The 19,088-nt window shown below is 66.0% G+C and carries 18 protein-coding genes, 2 tRNA genes and 1 pseudogene; 14 read left to right on the plus strand and 7 right to left on the minus strand.

Annotated elements, in window-relative coordinates; translation table 11 throughout:
- Positions 1-35 precede the first annotated feature (35 nt).
- Positions 36-527, plus strand: a complete 492-nt coding sequence (locus AC1D02_RS13690) for a peptidylprolyl isomerase (RefSeq protein ID WP_477317702.1) — start codon at positions 36-38, stop codon at positions 525-527.
- Positions 528-1,274 (plus strand): UDP-2,3-diacylglucosamine diphosphatase, encoded by a 747-nt coding sequence (locus AC1D02_RS13695; RefSeq protein ID WP_477317704.1) that lies wholly within the window; start codon positions 528-530, stop codon positions 1,272-1,274. It abuts the gene before it with no gap.
- A gap of 61 nt (positions 1,275-1,335) precedes the next feature.
- Here AC1D02_RS13695 and AC1D02_RS13700 read toward each other — a convergent pair whose 3' ends face one another.
- The gene (locus AC1D02_RS13700) at positions 1,336-1,887 is read right to left on the minus strand and encodes a DUF488 domain-containing protein (RefSeq protein WP_477317706.1); all 552 of its coding nucleotides are present in this window, start codon (positions 1,885-1,887) and stop codon (positions 1,336-1,338) included.
- A gap of 89 nt (positions 1,888-1,976) precedes the next feature.
- On the opposite strand from AC1D02_RS13700, the gene AC1D02_RS13705 reads away from it, so the two are divergent.
- From AC1D02_RS13705 to AC1D02_RS13715, 3 genes are read left to right on the plus strand one after another with little or no spacing between them, the layout of a single operon-like run.
- A complete protein-coding gene (locus tag AC1D02_RS13705) occupies positions 1,977-2,345 on the plus strand; it encodes a GntR family transcriptional regulator (protein ID WP_477317708.1) in 369 nt (122 codons plus the stop codon).
- Positions 2,342-3,199, plus strand: coding sequence for an ABC transporter ATP-binding protein (locus AC1D02_RS13710; protein ID WP_477317710.1), 858 nt, complete (start codon positions 2,342-2,344; stop codon positions 3,197-3,199). Before AC1D02_RS13705 ends, AC1D02_RS13710 begins: the two co-directional genes overlap by 4 nt.
- On the plus strand, positions 3,196-4,188 hold the full coding sequence (locus AC1D02_RS13715; protein ID WP_477317712.1) for a hypothetical protein: 993 nt from the start codon (positions 3,196-3,198) through the stop codon (positions 4,186-4,188). The genes AC1D02_RS13710 and AC1D02_RS13715 overlap by 4 nt, the downstream gene beginning before the upstream one ends.
- Before the next feature lie 61 nt (positions 4,189-4,249).
- Here AC1D02_RS13715 and AC1D02_RS13720 read toward each other — a convergent pair whose 3' ends face one another.
- From AC1D02_RS13720 to rnr, 4 genes are all read right to left on the minus strand, one after another.
- Complete coding sequence (locus AC1D02_RS13720) at positions 4,250-4,924, minus strand: YceH family protein (protein ID WP_477317714.1); 675 nt, start codon at positions 4,922-4,924, stop codon at positions 4,250-4,252.
- A gap of 10 nt (positions 4,925-4,934) precedes the next feature.
- Entirely contained in the window at positions 4,935-5,672 is a 738-nt protein-coding gene (gene cysE / locus AC1D02_RS13725) for a serine O-acetyltransferase (protein WP_477317716.1), read from the minus strand.
- A gap of 179 nt (positions 5,673-5,851) precedes the next feature.
- Positions 5,852-6,595, minus strand: a complete 744-nt coding sequence (gene rlmB / locus AC1D02_RS13730; RefSeq protein WP_477317718.1) for a 23S rRNA (guanosine(2251)-2'-O)-methyltransferase RlmB — start codon at positions 6,593-6,595, stop codon at positions 5,852-5,854.
- 3 nt (positions 6,596-6,598) lie between these two features.
- Complete coding sequence (rnr, locus tag AC1D02_RS13735; protein ID WP_477317720.1) at positions 6,599-9,031, minus strand: ribonuclease R; 2,433 nt, start codon at positions 9,029-9,031, stop codon at positions 6,599-6,601.
- A 342-nt stretch (positions 9,032-9,373) separates the two neighbouring features.
- Here rnr and AC1D02_RS13740 point away from each other — a divergent pair.
- From AC1D02_RS13740 to phaP, 6 genes are all read left to right on the plus strand, one after another.
- Positions 9,374-9,458: transfer RNA gene (locus AC1D02_RS13740), tRNA-Leu, on the plus strand.
- 102 nt (positions 9,459-9,560) lie between these two features.
- Positions 9,561-9,645, plus strand: a tRNA-Leu gene (locus AC1D02_RS13745).
- A 122-nt stretch (positions 9,646-9,767) separates the two neighbouring features.
- On the plus strand, positions 9,768-9,965 hold the full coding sequence (locus AC1D02_RS13750) for a heavy-metal-associated domain-containing protein (protein ID WP_477317722.1): 198 nt from the start codon (positions 9,768-9,770) through the stop codon (positions 9,963-9,965).
- 32 nt (positions 9,966-9,997) lie between these two features.
- Positions 9,998-11,797 carry an ATP-binding protein gene (locus AC1D02_RS13755; RefSeq protein WP_477317724.1) on the plus strand — a complete coding sequence of 600 codons (1,800 nt, stop codon included), beginning with the start codon at positions 9,998-10,000 and terminating at the stop codon, positions 11,795-11,797.
- Positions 11,790-12,023 (plus strand): hypothetical protein, encoded by a 234-nt coding sequence (locus AC1D02_RS13760; protein ID WP_477317726.1) that lies wholly within the window; start codon positions 11,790-11,792, stop codon positions 12,021-12,023. The genes AC1D02_RS13755 and AC1D02_RS13760 overlap by 8 nt, the downstream gene beginning before the upstream one ends.
- 64 nt (positions 12,024-12,087) lie before the next feature.
- Positions 12,088-12,627, plus strand: a complete 540-nt coding sequence (gene phaP / locus AC1D02_RS13765; protein WP_477317728.1) for a TIGR01841 family phasin — start codon at positions 12,088-12,090, stop codon at positions 12,625-12,627.
- Between the two features lie 72 nt (positions 12,628-12,699).
- Here phaP and tssA read toward each other — a convergent pair whose 3' ends face one another.
- Both tssA and AC1D02_RS13775 read right to left on the minus strand, forming a co-directional pair.
- Positions 12,700-13,683 carry a type VI secretion system protein TssA gene (gene tssA, locus AC1D02_RS13770; protein ID WP_477317730.1) on the minus strand — a complete coding sequence of 328 codons (984 nt, stop codon included), beginning with the start codon at positions 13,681-13,683 and terminating at the stop codon, positions 12,700-12,702.
- 9 nt (positions 13,684-13,692) lie between these two features.
- Positions 13,693-14,238, minus strand: a pseudogene (locus AC1D02_RS13775) (AAA family ATPase); the annotation flags it as partial.
- Positions 14,239-14,346: 108 nt separating this feature from the next.
- Between AC1D02_RS13775 and AC1D02_RS13780 the strand changes: the two are divergent.
- The 3 genes from AC1D02_RS13780 (at position 14,347) to AC1D02_RS13790 (ending at position 19,057) form a co-directional block, all read left to right on the plus strand.
- Positions 14,347-15,066 (plus strand): hypothetical protein, encoded by a 720-nt coding sequence (locus AC1D02_RS13780; RefSeq protein WP_477317732.1) that lies wholly within the window; start codon positions 14,347-14,349, stop codon positions 15,064-15,066.
- A 92-nt stretch (positions 15,067-15,158) separates the two neighbouring features.
- Complete coding sequence (locus tag AC1D02_RS13785; RefSeq protein ID WP_477317734.1) at positions 15,159-16,808, plus strand: VRR-NUC domain-containing protein; 1,650 nt, start codon at positions 15,159-15,161, stop codon at positions 16,806-16,808.
- Entirely contained in the window at positions 16,787-19,057 is a 2,271-nt protein-coding gene (locus AC1D02_RS13790) for an ATP-dependent DNA helicase (protein ID WP_477317736.1), read from the plus strand. The genes AC1D02_RS13785 and AC1D02_RS13790 overlap by 22 nt, the downstream gene beginning before the upstream one ends.
- Positions 19,058-19,088 lie beyond the last annotated feature (31 nt).

Consider the following 19,088-nt stretch of genomic DNA (forward strand, 5'->3'; position numbering starts at 1 on the left):
CGCATTCCGAACTAACAACACTTAAAGGGCACATCATGACCAAAGTACTGATCACCACCAACATGGGCAACATCACCGCCGAACTGGACGCCGACAAAGCGCCGAAGACGGTTGCCAACTTCCTCGAATACGCCAACAACGGCCACTACAACAACACGATCTTCCACCGCGTGATCGCCGACTTCATGATCCAGGGCGGCGGTTTCGAGCCAGGCATGAAGCAGAAGCCTGCTCCTGCGACGGTCGAGAACGAAGCCAAGAACGGCCTGAAGAACGACAAGTACACGCTGGCGATGGCGCGCACCTCGGATCCGCATTCGGCGTCGGCGCAGTTCTTCATCAACACCAAGAACAACAGCTTCCTCGACTATCCGGGCCAGGACGGCTGGGGCTACGCCGTGTTCGGCAAGGTTACCGAAGGCATGGAAGTGGTCGACAAGATCAACAAGGTCAAGACCGGCCGCAGCGGCATGTTCGCCGACGTGCCGACCGATGCCGTGATCATCGAAAAAGTCGAAGTCCTGTAATTGGTTCTTTTTATTAGCGACCTGCACCTGCAGGAATCGCACCCGCGCACCGCCGCCGCGTTCTTCCGCTTTTTAGCGGAGCACGCAATGGCGGCGCGCGAGTTGTATCTTCTCGGCGACCTGTTCGAATACTGGGCAGGCGACGACGACCTCGATTCTCCCTTCAATCAATCCGTCATCGACGCGATCCGGGCCGTCAGCGACGCCGGCGTGGCGGTGTACTGGATAGCGGGCAACCGCGACTTTCTCGTCGGCGAGCGTTTTGCGCAGGCGGCCGGGCTGACCTTGCTGGCCGAGCCGCACGTCGCCGTCATCGGCGGGCGCCGCATCGCGCTGGTGCATGGCGACGCCGAATGCACCGACGATGTCAGCTACATGGCGTTCCGCCAGCGGGTGCGCGATCCGGCCTGGCAGCAGCAGTTCCTGGCGATGCCGCTGGCGCAGCGCAAGGCGATCATCGCCGGCCTGCGCGAAGGCAGCCGCGAAGCACATACCGGCAAGACGATGGCGATCATGGATGTGACGCCGGCGGCGATCGATGCGCTGCACACGACGACCGGCGCCGACACAATCATTCATGGGCACACCCACCGCCCCGCTTTGCATGAAGACGGCGCGCGGCGGCGCTACGTGCTGCCGGACTGGGAACTCGATGCCGAACCACCCAGCGGCGGCTGGATCGCGATCGACGAAGCCGGCAACATCACGCGCCACGACATCACCGGGGGTCAGGTCCGGCGGACCTGACCCCAGACCTTGGGCCGCGGCTCAAAAAATAGCCGCGCAGGGCTTCGCCGCGTTGGTACTTTCAAGATGGGGTCAGGTCCGCAGGACCAGACCCCGGGTACAGGATGCGTGTGCCGTCGACAACGGCGAACGGCGTCATCCGATGCGGCTTGCGCGCGCCCGGCCCGATGATGTCTTCCACCTCAACGCCCCGCACCAGCAGCGCGTCGCCGATCATCGAGCGATGGCAGCGCCACGGCACCGCTTCGGCGCACATCAGCACGCATCGCTCCGATCGCGCCGTCTCCACCACCCTCCCCACGTTCTCGGCAAACTCCGGCGTCTGCATGTAATCGGCGTAGCCGCGGAATGACGCGTTGCGCCAGCCGGTATTGGGCGAATCGGCGCGCGCATGCCGCAGCCCGCCGAGGCCCGGCAGATGCGTGTAAGCGATCCCCTCGGCATGCAGCGAGTCGGGCAGCACATCCTGCCCGAACTGCGGATTGTGGCGCGAGCGCGGCACCGTCCGCACATCGATCACATGCTCGATCCGATTGCGCTTGAGCAGGTCGATGAACTCGTCCAGCGCGCGATTCGAATGGCCGATCGTGCACACAGGATTTTTCATATGCATCAAATAGTTGTTGACACGTCAAAAGTCACTGTTATACTTCACTACAACACCACTTCATCACACCACCAACAGGCCCAGGAGAGTCAAACATGACGATAGGCTGGAACGACAATACGCCGATTTATCGGCAACTCAAGGATCGGGTCATCGGCATGATGCTCGACGGCGCACTGAAGGCGGGCGACGCCCTGCCCTCGGTGCGCCAGATCGCCGCGGAATACCAACTGAACCCGATCACCGTATCCAAGGCATACCAGGAACTGGTCGACGACAATCTCGTAGAAAAAAGAAGGGGGATCGGCATGTATGTTACCGAAGGCGCCAGCGAGAAACTGCTGGCAAGCGAACGCGAGCGCTTCGTGCGCGACGAATGGCCGGCGATGGTCGAACGGATCCGACTGCTGGGCCTGAACCTCGAACAACTGCTGCGCGCCGCGGCGCCGGGAGGTGCGGCATGAGCGCGGCCATCTCCGCCCGCGGCCTGACCAAGCGCTACGGCAAGCAGGCCGCCGTCGACGACATCACCTTCGACATCCCGGCCGGCCGCATCGTCGGCCTGATCGGGCCCAACGGCTCGGGCAAGACCACCACGCTGAAGGCGGCGCTGGGACTGGTCCCGTTCGACGGCGAACTGCGCGTGCTCGGCCTCGACCCGCGCACCCAGCGCGACGAACTGATGAAGAACGTCTGCTTTATCGCCGACGTCGCCATCCTGCCGCGCTGGCTGAAGGTCAGCGAAGCGGTCGATTTCGTCGCTGGCGTCCACCCGAAGTTCGACCGCGAGAAGGCCGAACGCTACCTCGCCGCGACCAAGCTGAAGCCGTCGATGAAGGTCAAGTCGATGTCGAAGGGCATGATCGTGCAGCTGCACCTGGCGCTGGTAATGGCGATCGACGCCAAGCTGCTGGTGCTCGACGAGCCGACCCTCGGCCTCGACATCATTTACCGCAAGCAGTTCTATCACAACCTGCTGGAAGACTACTTCGACGAAGGCAAGACCATCGTCATCACCACCCACCAGGTGGAAGAAGTCGAGCACATCCTGACCGACCTGATGTTCATCCGCGACGGCAAGATCATCCTGGCCGCCTCGATGGACGAAGTGGGTGAACGCTACACCGAAGTGATGGTGCCGCAGGACAAAGTGAACGCCGCCAACGCGCTGCAGCCGATCGACCGCCGCACCGTGTTCGGCAAGTCGGTCATGCTGTTCGACGGCGTGCCGCGCACGCAGCTGTCCACCCTTGGCGAAACCCGCAACATCAGCGTTGCCGACCTGTTTGTCGCAACCATGAAAGGAAGCTACGCATGAATACGATGAAATGGATGCTCCGCCGCGAATACTGGGAGCACAAGGGCGGATTCTTCTGGGCGCCGGCGATCATCGCGATCGTGATGCTGGCCGTGCTTGGCGCGACCCTCGCCTATGGCACGCTGACCCACGATTTCACCACCAACACGGTAATCGTCAACGGCCACGTGGTCAGCAAGGCGGATGTGCTCAGCTCCCTGCCGCTGCCGGCGCGCCAGCAGATTGCCAACGCCGTCGCCAACAGCTACATGGCAGCGTCCGCGCCGCTGTTCCTGGTGCTGCCGTTCGTCGCCTTCTTCTACTGCCTGGCTGCGCTCTACGACGACCGCCGCGACCGCAGCATCCTGTTCTGGAAGTCGCTGCCGGTGTCGGACCAGGAAACCGTGCTGTCGAAAGTGATCACCGCGCTGTGCGTCGGACCGCTGATCACGATCGCAATCGGCACCGCTACCGCCATGGTCTCGGTGCTGATCGCCCTGCTGGCGGCAAATGCGAACGGCGTGCGCCTGTTTGGACTGGTGCTGTCGAACCCCGAGTTCTGGCTGGCGCCGTTCCGCCTGGTCGGCCTGCTTCCGGTCTACATCCTGTGGGCCATCCCGACGGTCGGCTGGCTGCTGATGGTATCGGCCTGGGCAAAGTCGAAAGTGTTCCTGTGGGCGGTCGGCGTTCCGCTGCTCGGACTGATGCTGGCGAAGTGGCTCAACTTCCTGACGTCGGCCTACATGAACACACAGATCGACGTGCACTGGATCGCGACCAACATCGTCATGCGCGGACTGGCCGGCGTGGTACCGGGATTGTGGCTCCCGTTCGGCAAGGTCGATCCGGAAGCGCTGATCAATCGCGCCGACCACGGTGTGAATGCGGCCGGCATCTTCACCCAGTCGTGGCTGACGCTGACGCAGCCGCAAGTGTGGATCGGGGTGGCGGTTGGCGCGGCGATGATCTTCGCGGCGATGCGCCTGCGCCGCTGGCGCGACGAGGGCTGATGACGTTGCGGTGATGGACGCCGCAGCGACGGGGTCAGGTTCTACGAACCTGACCCCATTTTTATTCGAACTGCTTCTTGAACGACTCGAACTGCGCCTTCAGGTCGTCCACTTCGCCGCGCAGCGCCGCCACTTCCTGCTCCAGCTGCGCCACCCTGCTGCCCTGCGCCGGCGCCGACACCGCTCCGAACGCCGACTCCTGCTGCGCCAGCGCCGCGTCGCCCGACAGCAGGTGGCCGTAGCGCGGCTCCTTGGTGCCGGGCGCCAGCGCGAGGCGCGCAACCAGCGGCGGATATTTGTCGATCAAAAACTGCAGGCAGCTCTCGACATCGGCCACCGTCTTGAATTCGTGCAGGCGCCCGCTGCGGGTGCGGATCTCGCCGGCTGTCTGCAGGCCGCGCAGCATCAGGATCGTCAGCACCGCCAGCTTGTCCTGCTCGAGCGTCCACTTGATGCGCATGCGATGCTCGTACTTGGTGACGCGCGCGCCGGCCTGCGTGATGCCGTTGACGAACTTGCGCTGCATGAGCCGCTGCAGCACATCGGCCACGGTTTCTTCCGACAGCTGCATCACAGGATCGCGGCTCGACAGCTGGTTGCAGCCGTTGGTCAGCGTGTTCAGCGACAGCGGATAATTATCGGGCGTGAGCGCTTCTTTTTCGGCCAGCACCGCCAGCACGCGCACCTCAAACGGGTCGAGCAGGGCCGCGCCGTCGGCGGCGTTTTCATTGGTCATGCCGGAATCCTCAGTCAACCAGCTTGTTCAGCTGCAGGGTGTCGAGTTTATCACCCTCGGGCATGCTCGGGCAGCACAGACCGGCCGCCTTCATCGTGTCCATCATGCGCTCGATCTGCTCGTCCTGGCGGGCGGCGTGGTTGATCAGGCCGTGCAGCGCCTTCGACAGCGGATCGTCGCCGTTCGGCGTCACGCCGTAAGCGGCGAACAGCTGCGCGCTGCGCCCGTCGACGTCCTTTTTAATGATGTGAGCCGGGTTGCCGACCGCGGTGGCGCCGGCCGGCACCGGTTTGACCACCACCGCGTTCGAGCCGACCTTGGCGTACTCGCCGACGGTGAAGGAGCCGAGCACCTGCGCGCCGGCGCCGATGATGACGCCGCGCTCCAGCGTCGGGTGGCGCTTTGCGCCGGAGGTCAGCGAGGTGCCGCCGAGTGTGACGCCCTGGTAAATGGTGCAGTCGTCGCCGACGACCGCGGTCTCGCCGATCACCACGCCGAAACCGTGGTCGATGAACACGCGGCGGCCGATGGTGGCGCCGGGATGGATCTCGATGCCGGTGATGATGCGCGCGATGTAGGAGATGAAGCGGCCGAGCCATTTGAGCTGGTTGACCCAGCAGGCGTGGGCCCAGCGATGCATGACGATGGCCTGGAAACCGGGATAGCAAGTGAACACCTCGAAGCCGTTGCGGGCCGCGGGATCGCGTTCGATGATGCTCTTGATATCGTCAGTGAGGTTGGGAAACATGTGTTGAAGAGGGCAGACAGTTGCAATGGTGCCATGGTAGCGCATTCGCTACGGGGCTGCTTACGGGGGGTCAATTCGGAGGGTGCTGAAGATGATGCGATGGCCGCAGCGCAAGGGCTGGGGTCAGGTCCGTCGGACCTGACCCCGGGTTTGTCGCTGCAGCCGGCTAAAGGGTGACGTCAGCCTTCGAGAGCCAGACGCTGGCGACGCGCTTCGTACAGGCACACGCCCGACGCGACGGACACGTTCAGGCTTTCGACGGAGCCGAACATTGGAATGTTCACCAGAACGTCGCAGGTCTCGCGCGTCAGCCGGCGCATGCCCTCGCCTTCGGAGCCCATCACCAGCGCAGCCGGCCCGGTGAAGTCGGCCTGGTACAAGCCGATCGGCGCATCGTCCGAGGTGCCGATCAGCATAATGTCGCGCTCTTTCAGTTCGCGCATGGTGCGCGCCAGGTTGGTCACCGTGATGTACGGGACCGTCTCGGCGGCGCCGCTCGCCACTTTCGCGGCGGTGGCGTTCAGGCCGACCGCGCGGTCCTTCGGCACGATCACCGCGTGCGCGCCGACGCCGTCGGCTACGCGCAGGCAGGCGCCCAGGTTGTGCGGATCGGTGATGCCGTCGAGGATCAGCAGCAGCGGCGGACCTTCGATGGCATCGAGCAGTTCGTCCAGGTTGCGCGCCAGCGCCAGCTGGCTGGCGAACGCGATCACGCCCTGGTGGCGGCGGGTGCCGACGATCTTGTCGAGGCGCGCCGAATCGACCGGCATCACGCGCACGCCGGCCGCCTTGGCGCCGGCGATCAGGTCCTTCATGCGGCGGTCGTCGCGGCCCGCATCGACAAAGATCTCTTCCACCGACGAAGCCTCGTGACGCAAGCGCGAGGTCACCGCGTGGAACCCAAAAATCATTTTATTCTTCATTGCTTATCGCTTCTTCCTGCTGGTCTTGGTGGCTGGTTTTTCTTCTTTTGGAGCGCGCTTCGGACGCTTGGCCGGCGCCGCGGCGTCGACGCTTTCATCGAGCTCGTAGCGCGACGCCGTATCTGCCTTCGGCTTGCGCGACTTGGGCGGCTTGGCGTCGAGCGCCTTGGCCGCGCCGCTCTTCGGCATGCCGCTGCCGTCGACTTCGCGCGCGCCGTCGGCGAGCACCAGGTCGATCTTGCGCGCTTCCAGGTCCACGCGGGCCACCTTGACGGTGACCCGGTCGGTCAGCTGGTAACGCTTGCCGGTGCGCTCGCCGCGCAGCTCATGGCGCGCGTCGTCGTACTGGAAGAAGTCGGTGCCCAGCTCGGTGATGTGCACCAGGCCTTCGACGTACAGCGCGTCGAGCTGCACGAAGATGCCGAAGGTGGTCACGCCCGACACCACGCCGGTGAATTCCTCGCCCAGCTTGTCCTTGATGAAGTAGCACTTGAGCCACGCTTCGACGTCGCGCGAAGCTTCGTCGGCGCGGCGCTCGTTGGCCGAGCAGTGCACGCCCAGCGCGTCCCAGATCGTCAGGTCTTTTTCCTGCTTGTGGGTGCCGGCGGCCTTTTCCTTGGCCTGGCGCTTGCGCGTCGCGTTCGAGACGGAGGTGTTCAGGCCACCCAGTTCGATGCCCTTCGGGTCATACTTCTTCGACAGCAGGATCGCCTTGATCGCGCGGTGCGTCAGCAAGTCCGGATAGCGGCGGATCGGGCTGGTGAAGTGGGCATAGGCCTCGTACGCCAGGCCGAAGTGGCCGATGTTGTCCGGGCTGTAGACGGCCTGCTGCATCGAGCGCAGCAGCATCGTCTGCAGCAGCGCCGCGTCGGGACGCTCCTTCACCTGTTTCATCAGCACGGCGTAGTCATTGGCGGTCGGCTTGTCGCCGCCGCCCAGGTTCAGCCCGACCTGCTTGAGGAAGGTGCGCACCTGGTTCAGTTTTTCTTCGGTCGGCGACGCGTGGATGCGGTAGGTGCCCGGATGCTTGTGGCGGATCAGCAGGTCGGCCGCGCAGACGTTGGCCGACAACATGCACTCTTCGATCAGCTTGTGCGCGTCGTTGCGGGTGCGCGGGATGATCTTCTCGATCTTGCCCAGCGCGTTGCAGACGATGTAGGTCTCGGTGGTCTCGAAGTCGATCGCGCCGCGCGCCTGGCGCGCCTTGTGCAGCGCGTGGTAGACGTCGTTCAGGTTCAGCAGGTGCGGCACGATGGCCGGACGGCGCTGCGCTTCAGGACCGCCGGTGTTGCCGAGGATGTCGGCCACTTCGTTGTAGGTCAGGCGCGCGGCCGAGTGGATCACGGCCGGGTAGAACTGGTAGGCGGTCACTTCCCCGCCCGACGAGACGACCATGTCGCACACCAGCGTCAAACGATCGACCGCCGGGTTCAGCGAGCACAGGCCGTTCGACAGTTTTTCGGGCAGCATCGGGATCACGCGGCGCGGGAAGTACACCGAGGTGCTGCGCTCGAGCGCGTCGACGTCGAGCGAGTCGTTCGGCTTGACGTAGTGACTGACGTCGGCGATCGCCACCAGCAGGCGGAAGCAGTTCTCGTTGCCGACCTTGACCGGCTCGCAGTACACCGCGTCGTCGAAGTCGCGCGCGTCTTCGCCGTCGATGGTCACCAAAGGCACGTCGCGCAGGTCGACGCGGTCGGCCAGGTCGGCGTCGCGCACTTCGGCCGGCAGCCTGGCTGCCTGCTTCAATGCGGCGTCCGAGAAGATGTGCGGCACGCCGAACTTGCGCACGGCGATTTCGATTTCCATGCCGGGGTCGTCCAGGTCGCCGAGCACTTCGACGATGCGGCCGGTCGGCTGCTTGAAGCGCGACGGCTGCTCGACCAGCTCGACGCTGACGATCTGCCCGGCCTTGGCCTTGCCCGGCGAGCCGGCGACCAGGATGTCCTGGCCGATGCGCTTGTCTTCCGGTGCGATGACCCACACGCCGTTCTCGTTGAGCAGGCGGCCGATCACATGGCTGTTGGCGCGTTCGACGACTTCGACGATGGTGCCTTCCTGGCGCCCGCGGCGATCGACGCCGGTCACCTTGGCCAGCACGCGGTCGCCATGCAGCACTTTCTGCATCTCTTTATCGGACAGGAACAGGTCTTCGCCCGGCTGGTCGGGAATGACGAAGCCGAAGCCGTCGCGGTGGGCGCTGACTTTGCCGGCGACGAAGCCGGAGTGGTCGGCCAGCGCGAAGTGGCCGGCCTTGTCGACGACGATCTGGCCGTCGCGCTGCATCGCGTTCAGGCGCCGCGTGAGCACGTGCACGGCGTCTTCGTCCACTTTGAGTTCGCGCGCCAGGGCTGCTACGTCGAGCGGTGCCTGTGCATCGCGGAATATGCCGAGAATTTCCTCGCGGCTGGGAATGGTGTGGGTAGCTTGGTTCAAATCGGTTTCTATATTGTTTTTGACTGTGCGTAAGGTATGCCGGTCAGTTGGGCCGGCACAGTGATTGGATTGACACGTCGGTATGCGTAGTGTAACGGAGTCCGACTGGATTCGCCTAACGTGCCGTGCTCCGAAAATTGTTCTGCCGGAGCTTTGACATTTGAAAATGTTCCGCTATAATTTTGGTCTTTCGCGGCGGCACAAGCTGCAGCGGAAGGAAGCAGGAGTACGAAGCAGCTGGATCTGCACCGAGGGTAACGAAAGTTAGTCTGGCGCAAAACTCCAAAGGCTAGTATGATAGCAGAAGTCGGCGGCAACGCCGAGTAGTAAAGCAGTTTCAGTGCCCACGTGGCGGAATTGGTAGACGCGCATGGTTCAGGTCCATGTGCCGCAAGGTGTGGGGGTTCGAGTCCCTCCGTGGGCACCACTACCGGATGTACCTCCGCATCGCAGTACATTGCGCCGTGATCGCAGTTCAGATTACGGCGTTTTAGTTTGAGTTGGTTGAAGTAGAAACAGCAGCATCAGTGCCCACGTGGCGGAATTGGTAGACGCGCATGGTTCAGGTCCATGTGCCGCAAGGTGTGGGGGTTCGAGTCCCTCCGTGGGCACCATCTACCGCAGTAACAGCCACAAAACGCCGCAGTCCTTGCAAGAGGAATGCGGCGTTTTGCCATCTGCGCACGGTTCTTGCGATTGTTGTACAGTGTTTGTATCGACCATCCTGGAGCCGCGCATGCTCACCCTCAGTATTCCCGCGATCAGCTGCGGCCATTGCGCCCGCGCGGTCACCGATGCCATCCTCGAACTCGACCCTCAGGCCAAGGTGCAGGTCGACATCGACCAAAAGACCGCCACCATCGACACCCGCGCCGAACCTGCCGCGATCACTGCGCGCCTGACGGAAGAAGGATATCCGCCGGCCGCGGCCTGATCGGACTACACTGGCGGCGAGGAGGCGTGCCCATGGACCTGAACTCGCTCGAGGTGAACTACCACGCGATGCTGGTGCAGTCGCCGGATCCGAGCGTCCTGTTCGATCTCGACAGGGGCCGGATCGCCGACGCCAATGCGCGCGCCGAGGCGCTGCTGGGCATGCCGCGCGAGCGCCTGCTTCAATTTTCCCCCGAACAGTTATGCGCGTCGATCCAGCCGGGAGGCCAGGCGCCGGCCCGGCTGCTCGACCATCACATCGCCCGCGCGCTGCAGGGGCACAGCGAACTGTTCAACATCACCCTGCAGCACGCCGGCGGCGCGCCGGTTCCCTGCGAGGCCCTGCTGATCCGCCTGCCCTGCGACGGCGCCCGCCTGCTCCACGCGCGCCTTATCGACATGTCGCGCCGCGTGCTGGCCGAGCAATTGCGCGACGGCCAGCGCGAAGTGCTCGAACTGATTGCACGCGATGCGCCGCTCAAGGAAGTGTTCGACCGCCTGATGCACCTGGTCGAAGCGCAGTCGCCCGGCGTGCTGTGCTCGGTCCTGTTGCTCGACGCCGACGGCGTCACGGTACGACCGGCTTCCGGCCCCAGTCTGCCGGCGGCCTACATGCAGTCGCTCGACGGCCTGCACATCGGGCCGGACGCGGGCTCCTGCGGTGACGCGATGTTCGAGAACAAGGTGGTGATCGTGCCCGACATCCACGCCGACCCGCACTGGACCAAATATGTCGCGCTGGCCGAGCCGTACGGACTGGTGGCTTGCTGGTCGCACCCGATCAGCCCGGACGGCGAGCATGTGCTCGGTTCGTTCGCGATGTACTACCGGGAGGTGCGCGCACCGACCCGCGCCGAGCTGCAACTGGCCGAAATCGCCACGCACATTGCCGGCATCGCGGTGCTGCGCAACCGGCGGCTGGAGGAACTGACCCTGCACCGCGGCCACCTGGAAGAACTGGTGGCGGCGCGCACCGCGGAGCTCACTGCGCAGATGACGCGCACCGACCAGATCAACCACGAACTAAAAAGCGCGCTCGATACCTTGTCCATGGCCCAGGGCGAGCTGGTGCGGCGCGACAAGATGGCGGCGCTGGGCGCGCTGGTGGCTGGCGTCGCGCACGAGCTGAACACGCCGATCGGCAACAGCCTGGTGGTCGCCACCTCGCTCGCGGAAAAGACCCGGGTGCTGGCCGACACCGTGGCGACCGGCTTGCGCCGCTCCGAGCTGGAGCGCTACTTGGCCGACGCCGGCGAGGCCGGGGCATTGCTGGTGCGCAACCTGAAACGCGCCGCGACCCTGGTGGCCGGCTTCAAGCAGATCGCGATCGACCATTCGCGCCTGGAACGGCGCGCGTTTTCGCTGTCCCAGTTGCTGTCGGACCTGGCCGCGCCGCTGCGGGTCGCCGCCAAGGGCGCCCGCGCGCGCGTCGACGTGACGCTGGAACCTGGCCTGCAGATGGACAGCTATCCGGGACCGCTGTCGCAGGTGGTGACGGAACTGTTCGAAAACTGCCTGGCGCACGCCTTTGCGGACGGGCGCATCGGCACGGTGCGGATTTCGGCGGCGATGCGCACGCGCGACCTGGTGGCGATCTCGGTCGAGGACGACGGCGTCGGCATGGCGCCGGAGGTGCAGCAGCACGTGTTCGATCCCTTCTTCACCACCACCATGGGCGCCGGGCGCTCCGGGCTCGGCCTGCACGTGGCGCACAACATCGTCACCGGCATCCTGGGCGGACGCATCGACCTGCGCAGCGCGCCCGGCGAAGGCGCCTGCTTCACCCTGCTGCTGCCGCTCGAAGCGCCGCAGATGGAGGCCGCGCGTGCTTGACTTGCTGCGCCAACCCGTTATGCTCGGCACCATGAAGACAATGATCGCGATCGCCATGACGCTCCTGCTGACGGCCGCCTGGGCCGCGCCGGCGCCGTGGTACAAGTGGCGCAGCAAGGCCGATGGCCGGCAGGTGTGCGCGCAGACGCCGCTGGGGCCGGGCTGGGAGAAAGCCGCCGGTCCCTATCAGGATAGCCATTGCGAAATGCTGAAGCGTACTAAATAATACACAGAACCAGTTTGGGGAGATTCCGCCAGTCCGTTGCATCCATTCAACCGAGGAGAAGTTAATGTTTACGAATCCCGAACAATTTGCATCCGCCACCAAGACGCTTTTCGAACTCCAGATGATGACGTTCAACGCCCTGACCAGCAAGGCGGTGCAAGGGGTCGAGCAGGTTGTGGCACTGAACATGGCGACCGCAAAGAATTCGATGGCCGGCACGATGGCCGCGGGCAAGGAAATCAGCGAGGCGAAGGATCCGAAAGCGGCGATGGCCGCGGTGGCGTCCGCCGCCAAGCCCGGGATGGCGGGCGCGGTGGAGTACACCGAGCAGGTGAAGGTGATCATCGACGACATCCGCAAGGAATTCAACGAAGCGGCGGATGCGCACCTGGCGGAAGCGAAAAGCGCGCTGACGGCGCTGATCTACGACGTCACGCAGAACGTCAAGCCGGGCTCGGAGAATGCGGTGGAGATCATCAAGACCGCGATCGAGAACGCGTTCAAGGGCTACGAGCAGGTGACGCTGGCGACGCGCCAGGCGGTGGAGACGGTGGAGACGCAAATCGCCAAGGCGACCGAAAAGGTCATTCCGAAGCAGCAGTAAGCAAGATGGGGTCAGGTCCGGCGGACCTGACGCCGGACCCTGGTCCGCGAATTATGCAATATCTTGCATAATTCACTGCACCCCCAGCATTTCCTCCAGCTGCGCAAACACCCCCTCGTCCTTCACCACGCCGCGCAGCCACACGTGCAGCGGCTGCTCGCCCCAATTGGCCGCCTTGTCGGCCAGGTAGGCGACCGGGCTATGCGGCTCGGTCCTGCGAAAGAACTCCGCCACCGCGCGCAACTGCGCCAGGGCTTGCGCGCGCGACTGAAGCGGCCCGCCCACGTTCACGATTGTCACTGCCGCCGACGGTGCGGCCGTTGCCTCATCCTGCCCTGCCTCGGCGCCCGCGCCCGCCCCCGCCTCGCGCGCCGCCGGCGTCACGAAGTGGATCACATCCTGCAGCGCCGCTTTCGCCGCGGTGAAACCCGGCCCGTCGGCGCCCAGCCTAACGTCGACCACGCGTTCCAGTTCCGCCAGCGCCGCCACGCAATGCGCGCAGTCGTCGAGCAGCGCCTGGTAGAAGGCGCGCGAACTGCGCCGCCGCGCCGCCTCGACGTCCGGGCCCTCGCCATCGGCCGCATGGTTGCGCGCGCGCTCGAAGTCGATCATCGAGAAGCCCGCGCCTTCGGTCAGCGCGACCTCGCGCGCCAGCTGCGGCGCGCGCGCGGCGATCCAGCACAGGTTGCCGATGCGCTGCTCGAATCCCCCCTCGTCCGGCTCGGGATACAGACCGTCCCAATAGCGTTCGCACAGCGCGGCGGTGACCAGCAGGCCGTCGCCGAACGCGCGAAAGCCGCCGGTTTTCGCGCTCGCCTCGGCCAGCCAGACCGCCAGCCGCAGGTCCTTGCTGCGCGTCTTGAGCAGCTTCGCGCAGCCGGCGCCGACGAACTTCCAGTCGGCCTCCTTCAGCGCGGTCACCCACTCGCCCTGATCGAGCGACGGATCGTCGGCCTGGCGCGCCTTCGAGATCGCATCGAGCTCGCTGGAAAACGCCAGGTCCTCGCCGCATGGCCGACTGTCGCTGACGGGAGCCAGCAGTTCTTCGATATCCATCGCGCCTCCTTATGCCGCTTCGATCGCGTACTTGAACTTGCCGGCCTTGGTCGCGCTCACCTTGATGCGCGCGATCGCCCCGCCCTCCGCCATCGTCGCCAGCACCGTGTCGGCGATCTCCGGCAGCAGCGTGCCGTTCAGGATCGTGTCGACGTTGCGCGCGCCCGAATCGACTTCGGTGCAGCGCGACAGCACCGCGCTGACCAGCGACTCGTCGTAGTCGAAGCGCGCCTGGTGGTTGCGGTCGATGCGTCCGCGGATGCGATCCAGCTTGAGCCGGATGATCCGCGCCAGCACCTCGTCGCCGATCGGATAGAACGGCACAACCGTCAGGCGCCCGAGAAAGGCCGGCTTGAAGTGCTTCATCAGCGTCGGCCGGATGATCTCGGAGAGCTGCTGCGGCGTCGGCATCTCCGACGCCGGCTTGTTCAGGCAGGCGGCCATCATCTGGCTCGACGCCGCGTTCGAGGTCAGGATGATGATGGTGTTGCGGAAGTCGATCTGGCGCCCCTCGGCGTCGTCCAGCACGCCCTTGTCGAACACCTGGAAGATCAGCATGGCGTTCCCCAGATTGTTTCTAATCGGAATACGAAGGCCAATCTTAGGAGTAATACCGTGCGCCCTACAGACGAACATCAAACCGCCTCCACGCGACCCACTTTCATGTCCGCCGCCCGCCGCGGCGGACCCGGCGACGACAACATCCTCGCCCGGCTCGAGCGCGACGCCAAGCGCGGCAAGCCTGGCGGGGGCGGCCATTCCTGGGTGAGCGCGCGGCTGGCCTGGAGCGCGCTGGCCGGCGTTGCCGTGGTCGGACTGGTCGGCGTGCTGGCCTCGCTGGCGCAGGAAAACGTCACCGTGCACCGCAAGCCCGCGCTGACCGCACCGGCGCCGCTGACGTCCGAGCCGCACAGTTCCGCGCCGGTCAAGGGCGGCTTCGCGCCGCTGCCGGAGCCCTCCCTGTCGCGCGCCGCCGCGGCGATCGTCGACGAGCAGTTCAAGCCGGCGCCGATGGTGATGCTGAAAGACGAAGACGAGGCAGCCGCCGAGCCGGCCCCCGTCAAGCCCGCGCCGAAACGCGCCGCCAAACCGGTCCGCGCGCCATCGTCGATCGCGCCGGCGCAGACGCTGGCTGCCGCCGCACTGGCGCGCCCGGCCCCGCCGCGCCCGATCAACGCCGTCCCGCTGCGGCCGCGCAAACCGTCCCCGGCCCCGTCGGCGCCGCCGCTGGAGGCTCCCGCCGACAGCGACGTTGCCTTGCTGTCAGCGATCATCATGCACGCCGGCCGCCACGACGGCGAACGCGCCCAGATGCAGGCCGCGGCGCGTTGTCCGGCTGGCAAGAAGTGCGCCCCGCCGGCGGACCTGAAAGCCACAGACTAGCGCGCGCCTGCCGATTTCCCTGGGTCGGACCGGCTTCCTGCGATATACTGTATATATAAACAGTAGCGCAATTGGAAGTCCGGCAGTCCGACATGAACAACGTAATCGACAACCAGCTCTACTACCTGGATAACTTCCAGCGCGTGCTGGACTGGATCGGCGAGCGCTACAGCGACTTGCTGGCCGACGAGGAGAAATCCTTCCTCGCGGCATTCGCCACCCTGCCCCAGCCGTCGCGCGCGCTGTTCGTGCGCATGGTCATGCGCAAGGGCACACTGTTCCGCGCAAGCAAGCTCAACTACGCAGAAATCGGCTGCCCGGTCGAGGCCGCGCGCCGCCTGCAGGCCACCGGCTGGATCGAGGCCGACCCCGTGCTCTCGCTCGACACCCTGTTCGAGGTCCTGTCCAAGCCCGAGATCGGCGCCGCCTTCCGCCTCTCGGCGCCCGAACAAGGCGCGCGCAAGGCCGACCAGCTGGCCGCCCTGCGCGCCGGCTTCGGCGACCCGCGCCGCTTCTCGGCCTGGTACCGCGACTGCACCGACCAGGTGTTCCAGATACTGGTCAAACCCCTGTGCGACCGTCTCCGCCTCATCTTCTTCGGCAACTTCCGCCAGGACTGGACCGAATTCGTCCTGTCCGACCTCGGCATGGTGCGCTACGAGCAGGTCGACTTTTCCGCGGCCTCGCGCGGCTTTCGCACGCGCCGCGACATCGACCACTACATCGAGCTGCACCACTGCAAGGAGCGCTTCCGCGCCAGCGCCGCGCCGGAGTCCGTCCTGCGCGAACTGCCGTCGGCGCCGTTCGAGAACGACTGGCTCAACAGCCGGCGCGAGCGCCTGATGTACCAGATCGCCCAGCACTACGAAAAGCGCAAGGACTGGGTCAGCGCCTATCCGCTGTACGAGCGTTGCCGCTTCCCGGGCGCCCGCGCGCGCGCGATCCGCGTCCTCGAAAAAAACAAACAGTACGCCGACGCCTACAAACTGCTGCTGGCCGCCCAGCGCGCGCCCGAAAGCGAGGCCGAGCGCCAGCAGCTGATGCGCATCTCGCCGCGCCTGACGCGCCAGCTGGGCCGGCCCACCACGCGCGCGCCGCGCAGCCCCGTCGTCTCGCGCCTCGAACTGCGCTTGCCGCAGCCGGGCGACAACTGGTGGGTCGAAGGCGTCGTGCGCGACCACCTGGCGCGCGCCGAGGCGCCCGTCTACTACGTCGAGAACACGCTGGTCAACGCGCTGTTCGGCCTGCTGTGCTGGCGCGCCGTATTCAGCGCCATCCCGGGCGCCTTCTTCCACCCCTTCCACCGCGGCCCGGCAGATTTGTACAGCCCCGACTTCGTGCAGCGCCGCGCGGCCGAATTCGACGCCTGCCTGGCCGAACTCGATACCGACGCCTGGCGCGCCACCATCCGCGCCACCGCCGCCGCCAAGCGCGGCATCGCCTCGCCCTTCGTCGCCTGGGACGCCGTCTCCGACGAACTGCTGGAACTGGCGCTCGACTGCATCCCCGCGGCGCACCTGAAGAAAATGTGCGAGCGCATCCTGCAGGACGTGCAGGCCAACCGCACCGGCTTCCCCGACCTGATCCAGTTCTGGCCCGCCGAGCGCCGCTACAACATGATCGAAGTGAAAGGGCCGGGCGACCGCCTGCAGGACAACCAGGTGCGCTGGATCGACTACTGCGCGCAGCACCAGCTGCCGGTGTCGGTGTGCTACCTGCAATGGCAGGAGCCGTCCGCGTGAGTTACGTCGTCGCCGTGCGCGCGCTGTGCGAGTTCACCGCCAAGGCCGGGGACCTCGACCTGCGCTTCACGCCCTCGCCAACCGCACAGGAAGGCATCGCCGGCCATGGCGTCGTCACCTCGCGCCGCGGCGACGGCTACGAAACCGAAGTGAGCCTGTCCGGCGTCCACGGCCCGCTGCTGGTGCGCGGTCGCGCCGACGGCTACGACCCGGCCCAGAACCTGCTCGAAGAAATCAAGACCTACCGCGGGCGCCTCGACAGCATGCCCGAGCGCCACCGCCACCTGCACTGGGCCCAGCTGCGCGTGTACGGCCACCTGCTTTGCCAGCAGCGCGGCCTCGACCAGGTCAACCTGGCGCTGGTCTACTTCGACATCGGCCGCCAGACCGAAACGCTGGTGCGCGAAACCGCCAGCGCCGCGGACCTGGCCGCGCAGTTCGCCGAACAGTGCGAGCGCTTCGTGGCGTGGGCCGCGCAGGAACTGGCGCACCGCGAAGCGCGCGACGCGGCGCTGGGCGCTCTGCAGTTCCCGCATCCCTCGTTCCGCCCCGGCCAGCGCCACCTGTCCGAGACCATCTTCCGCGCCAACAGCAGCGGACGCTGCGTGCTGGCGCAGGCCCCGACCGGCATCGGCAAGACGGTCGGCACCCTGTTCCCGGTGCTGAAAGCGGCGCCCGGCCAGAAGCTCGACAAGATCCTGTTCCTGTCGGCGAAGACGCCGGGCCGCCAGCTGGCGCTGGATGCGATGCAGACGATCCGCGCCGCGGCGCCAATGATGCCGATCCGGATCCTCGAACTGACCGCGCGCGACAAGGCCTGCGAGCATCCCGACAAGGCCTGCCACGGCGACTCCTGCCCGCTGGCGAAAGGCTTCTACGACCGCCTGCCGCGGGCGCGCGCCGCCGCCGCCGCGCTGCCGGTGCTGGACCGCGCCGCCCTGCGCGAGACCGCGCTGGCGCACGACATCTGCCCCTATTACCTGGGCAGCGAGATGGCGCGCTGGAGCGACGTCATCGTCGGCGACTACAACTACTACTTCGACGGCGGCGCGATGCTGTACGCGCTGGCCGCGGCCAACCAGTGGCGCGTCAGCGTGCTGGTCGACGAAGCGCACAACCTGGTCTCGCGCAGCCGCGCGATGTATTCGGCCGAACTGTCGCGCGGCGCGCTGCGGGCCGCGCGCGCCGTCGCCCCGCCGCTGCTCAAGAAAGCGCTGGACCGCGTCTCGCGCAACTGGACCGAGCTGGATAAGGACGCCGAGGCGCCATACCAGGTGATGCCGGAGCTGCCCGACAAGCTGCTGACCAACCTGCAAGGCGCGGCCAGCGAAATCACGGAGTTCGTGGCCGAGAATCCGGCGCCGCTCGATCCGGCGCTGCAGCGCTTCTACTTCGACGCGCTGAATTTTTCGCGCCTGTCCGAATCGTTCGGCGCGCATTCGCTGTTCGACGTCTCGCGCGACGGCGCCAGCGGCACGACGCTGTGCATCCGCAACATCGTGCCGGCGCCCTTCCTCAAGCCGCGCTTCGCGCTGGCCCATTCGAGCGCGCTGTTCTCGGCCACGCTCAGTCCCTGGCATTACTACAGCGACGCGCTGGGCATGCCGGCCGACACCGCCTTCATCGACGTCGAATCGCCGTTCAGTGCGAAGCAGCTCGAAGTGCACGTGGTGAACCGCATCTCGACGCGCTTCCAGCACCGCGCGCGGTCGGTGGCGCCCATCGCGCAGCTGATCGGCCGGCAGTACCGCGATGCGCCCGGCAACTACCTGGCGTTCTTCAGCAGCTTCGACTACTTGGAACAGGCCGCGCAGGCGTTCGCCGAGCAACACCCCGACATCCCGATGTGGCGACAGGAGCGGCGCATGGACGAAGCGGGCCGCGCCGCCTTCCTCGCGCGCTTTTCACTGGATAGCCGCGGCGTCGGGTTTGCGGTGCTGGGCGGCGCGTTCGGCGAAGGGATCGACCTGCCGGGCGCGCGGCTGGTGGGCGCGTTCATCGCCACGCTGGGACTGCCGCAGATGAATCCCGTGAACGAGCAGGTGCGCCAGCGCATGGAGACGACCTTTGGCGCCGGCTACGACTACACCTATCTCTACCCCGGCATCCAGAAAGTGGTGCAGGCGGCGGGCCGGGTGATTCGCACGACGGAGGATCGCGGCGTGGTGTACCTGATCGACGACCGCTTTGCGCAGCCGGATGTGCAGGCATTGCTGCCGCGGTGGTGGGGTCTTGAAGCCGCGGCCTGAACGATGGGGTCAGGTCCGACGGACCTGACCC

Source organism: Massilia sp. P1_C10 (assembly GCF_056406475.1).

Excerpts from the sequence above, each read along its gene's own strand:
- tssA (WP_477317730.1), bottom strand. The coding sequence starts at position 13,683 with ATGGATATCGAAGAACTGCTGGCTCCCGTCAGCGACAGTCGGCCATGC.
- AC1D02_RS13750 (WP_477317722.1), top strand. The coding sequence starts at position 9,768 with ATGCTCACCCTCAGTATTCCCGCGATCAGCTGCGGCCATTGCGCCCGC.
- AC1D02_RS13710 (WP_477317710.1), top strand. The coding sequence starts at position 2,342 with ATGAGCGCGGCCATCTCCGCCCGCGGCCTGACCAAGCGCTACGGCAAG.
- cysE (WP_477317716.1), bottom strand. The coding sequence starts at position 5,672 with ATGTTTCCCAACCTCACTGACGATATCAAGAGCATCATCGAACGCGAT.
- AC1D02_RS13790 (WP_477317736.1), top strand. The coding sequence starts at position 16,787 with ATGGCAGGAGCCGTCCGCGTGAGTTACGTCGTCGCCGTGCGCGCGCTG.
- rlmB (WP_477317718.1), bottom strand. The coding sequence starts at position 6,595 with ATGAAGAATAAAATGATTTTTGGGTTCCACGCGGTGACCTCGCGCTTG.
- AC1D02_RS13715 (WP_477317712.1), top strand. The coding sequence starts at position 3,196 with ATGAATACGATGAAATGGATGCTCCGCCGCGAATACTGGGAGCACAAG.
- AC1D02_RS13700 (WP_477317706.1), bottom strand. The coding sequence starts at position 1,887 with ATGCATATGAAAAATCCTGTGTGCACGATCGGCCATTCGAATCGCGCG.
- AC1D02_RS13720 (WP_477317714.1), bottom strand. The coding sequence starts at position 4,924 with ATGACCAATGAAAACGCCGCCGACGGCGCGGCCCTGCTCGACCCGTTT.
- AC1D02_RS13690 (WP_477317702.1), top strand. The coding sequence starts at position 36 with ATGACCAAAGTACTGATCACCACCAACATGGGCAACATCACCGCCGAA.
- AC1D02_RS13785 (WP_477317734.1), top strand. The coding sequence starts at position 15,159 with ATGAACAACGTAATCGACAACCAGCTCTACTACCTGGATAACTTCCAG.
- AC1D02_RS13705 (WP_477317708.1), top strand. The coding sequence starts at position 1,977 with ATGACGATAGGCTGGAACGACAATACGCCGATTTATCGGCAACTCAAG.
- AC1D02_RS13755 (WP_477317724.1), top strand. The coding sequence starts at position 9,998 with ATGGACCTGAACTCGCTCGAGGTGAACTACCACGCGATGCTGGTGCAG.
- phaP (WP_477317728.1), top strand. The coding sequence starts at position 12,088 with ATGTTTACGAATCCCGAACAATTTGCATCCGCCACCAAGACGCTTTTC.
- AC1D02_RS13780 (WP_477317732.1), top strand. The coding sequence starts at position 14,347 with ATGTCCGCCGCCCGCCGCGGCGGACCCGGCGACGACAACATCCTCGCC.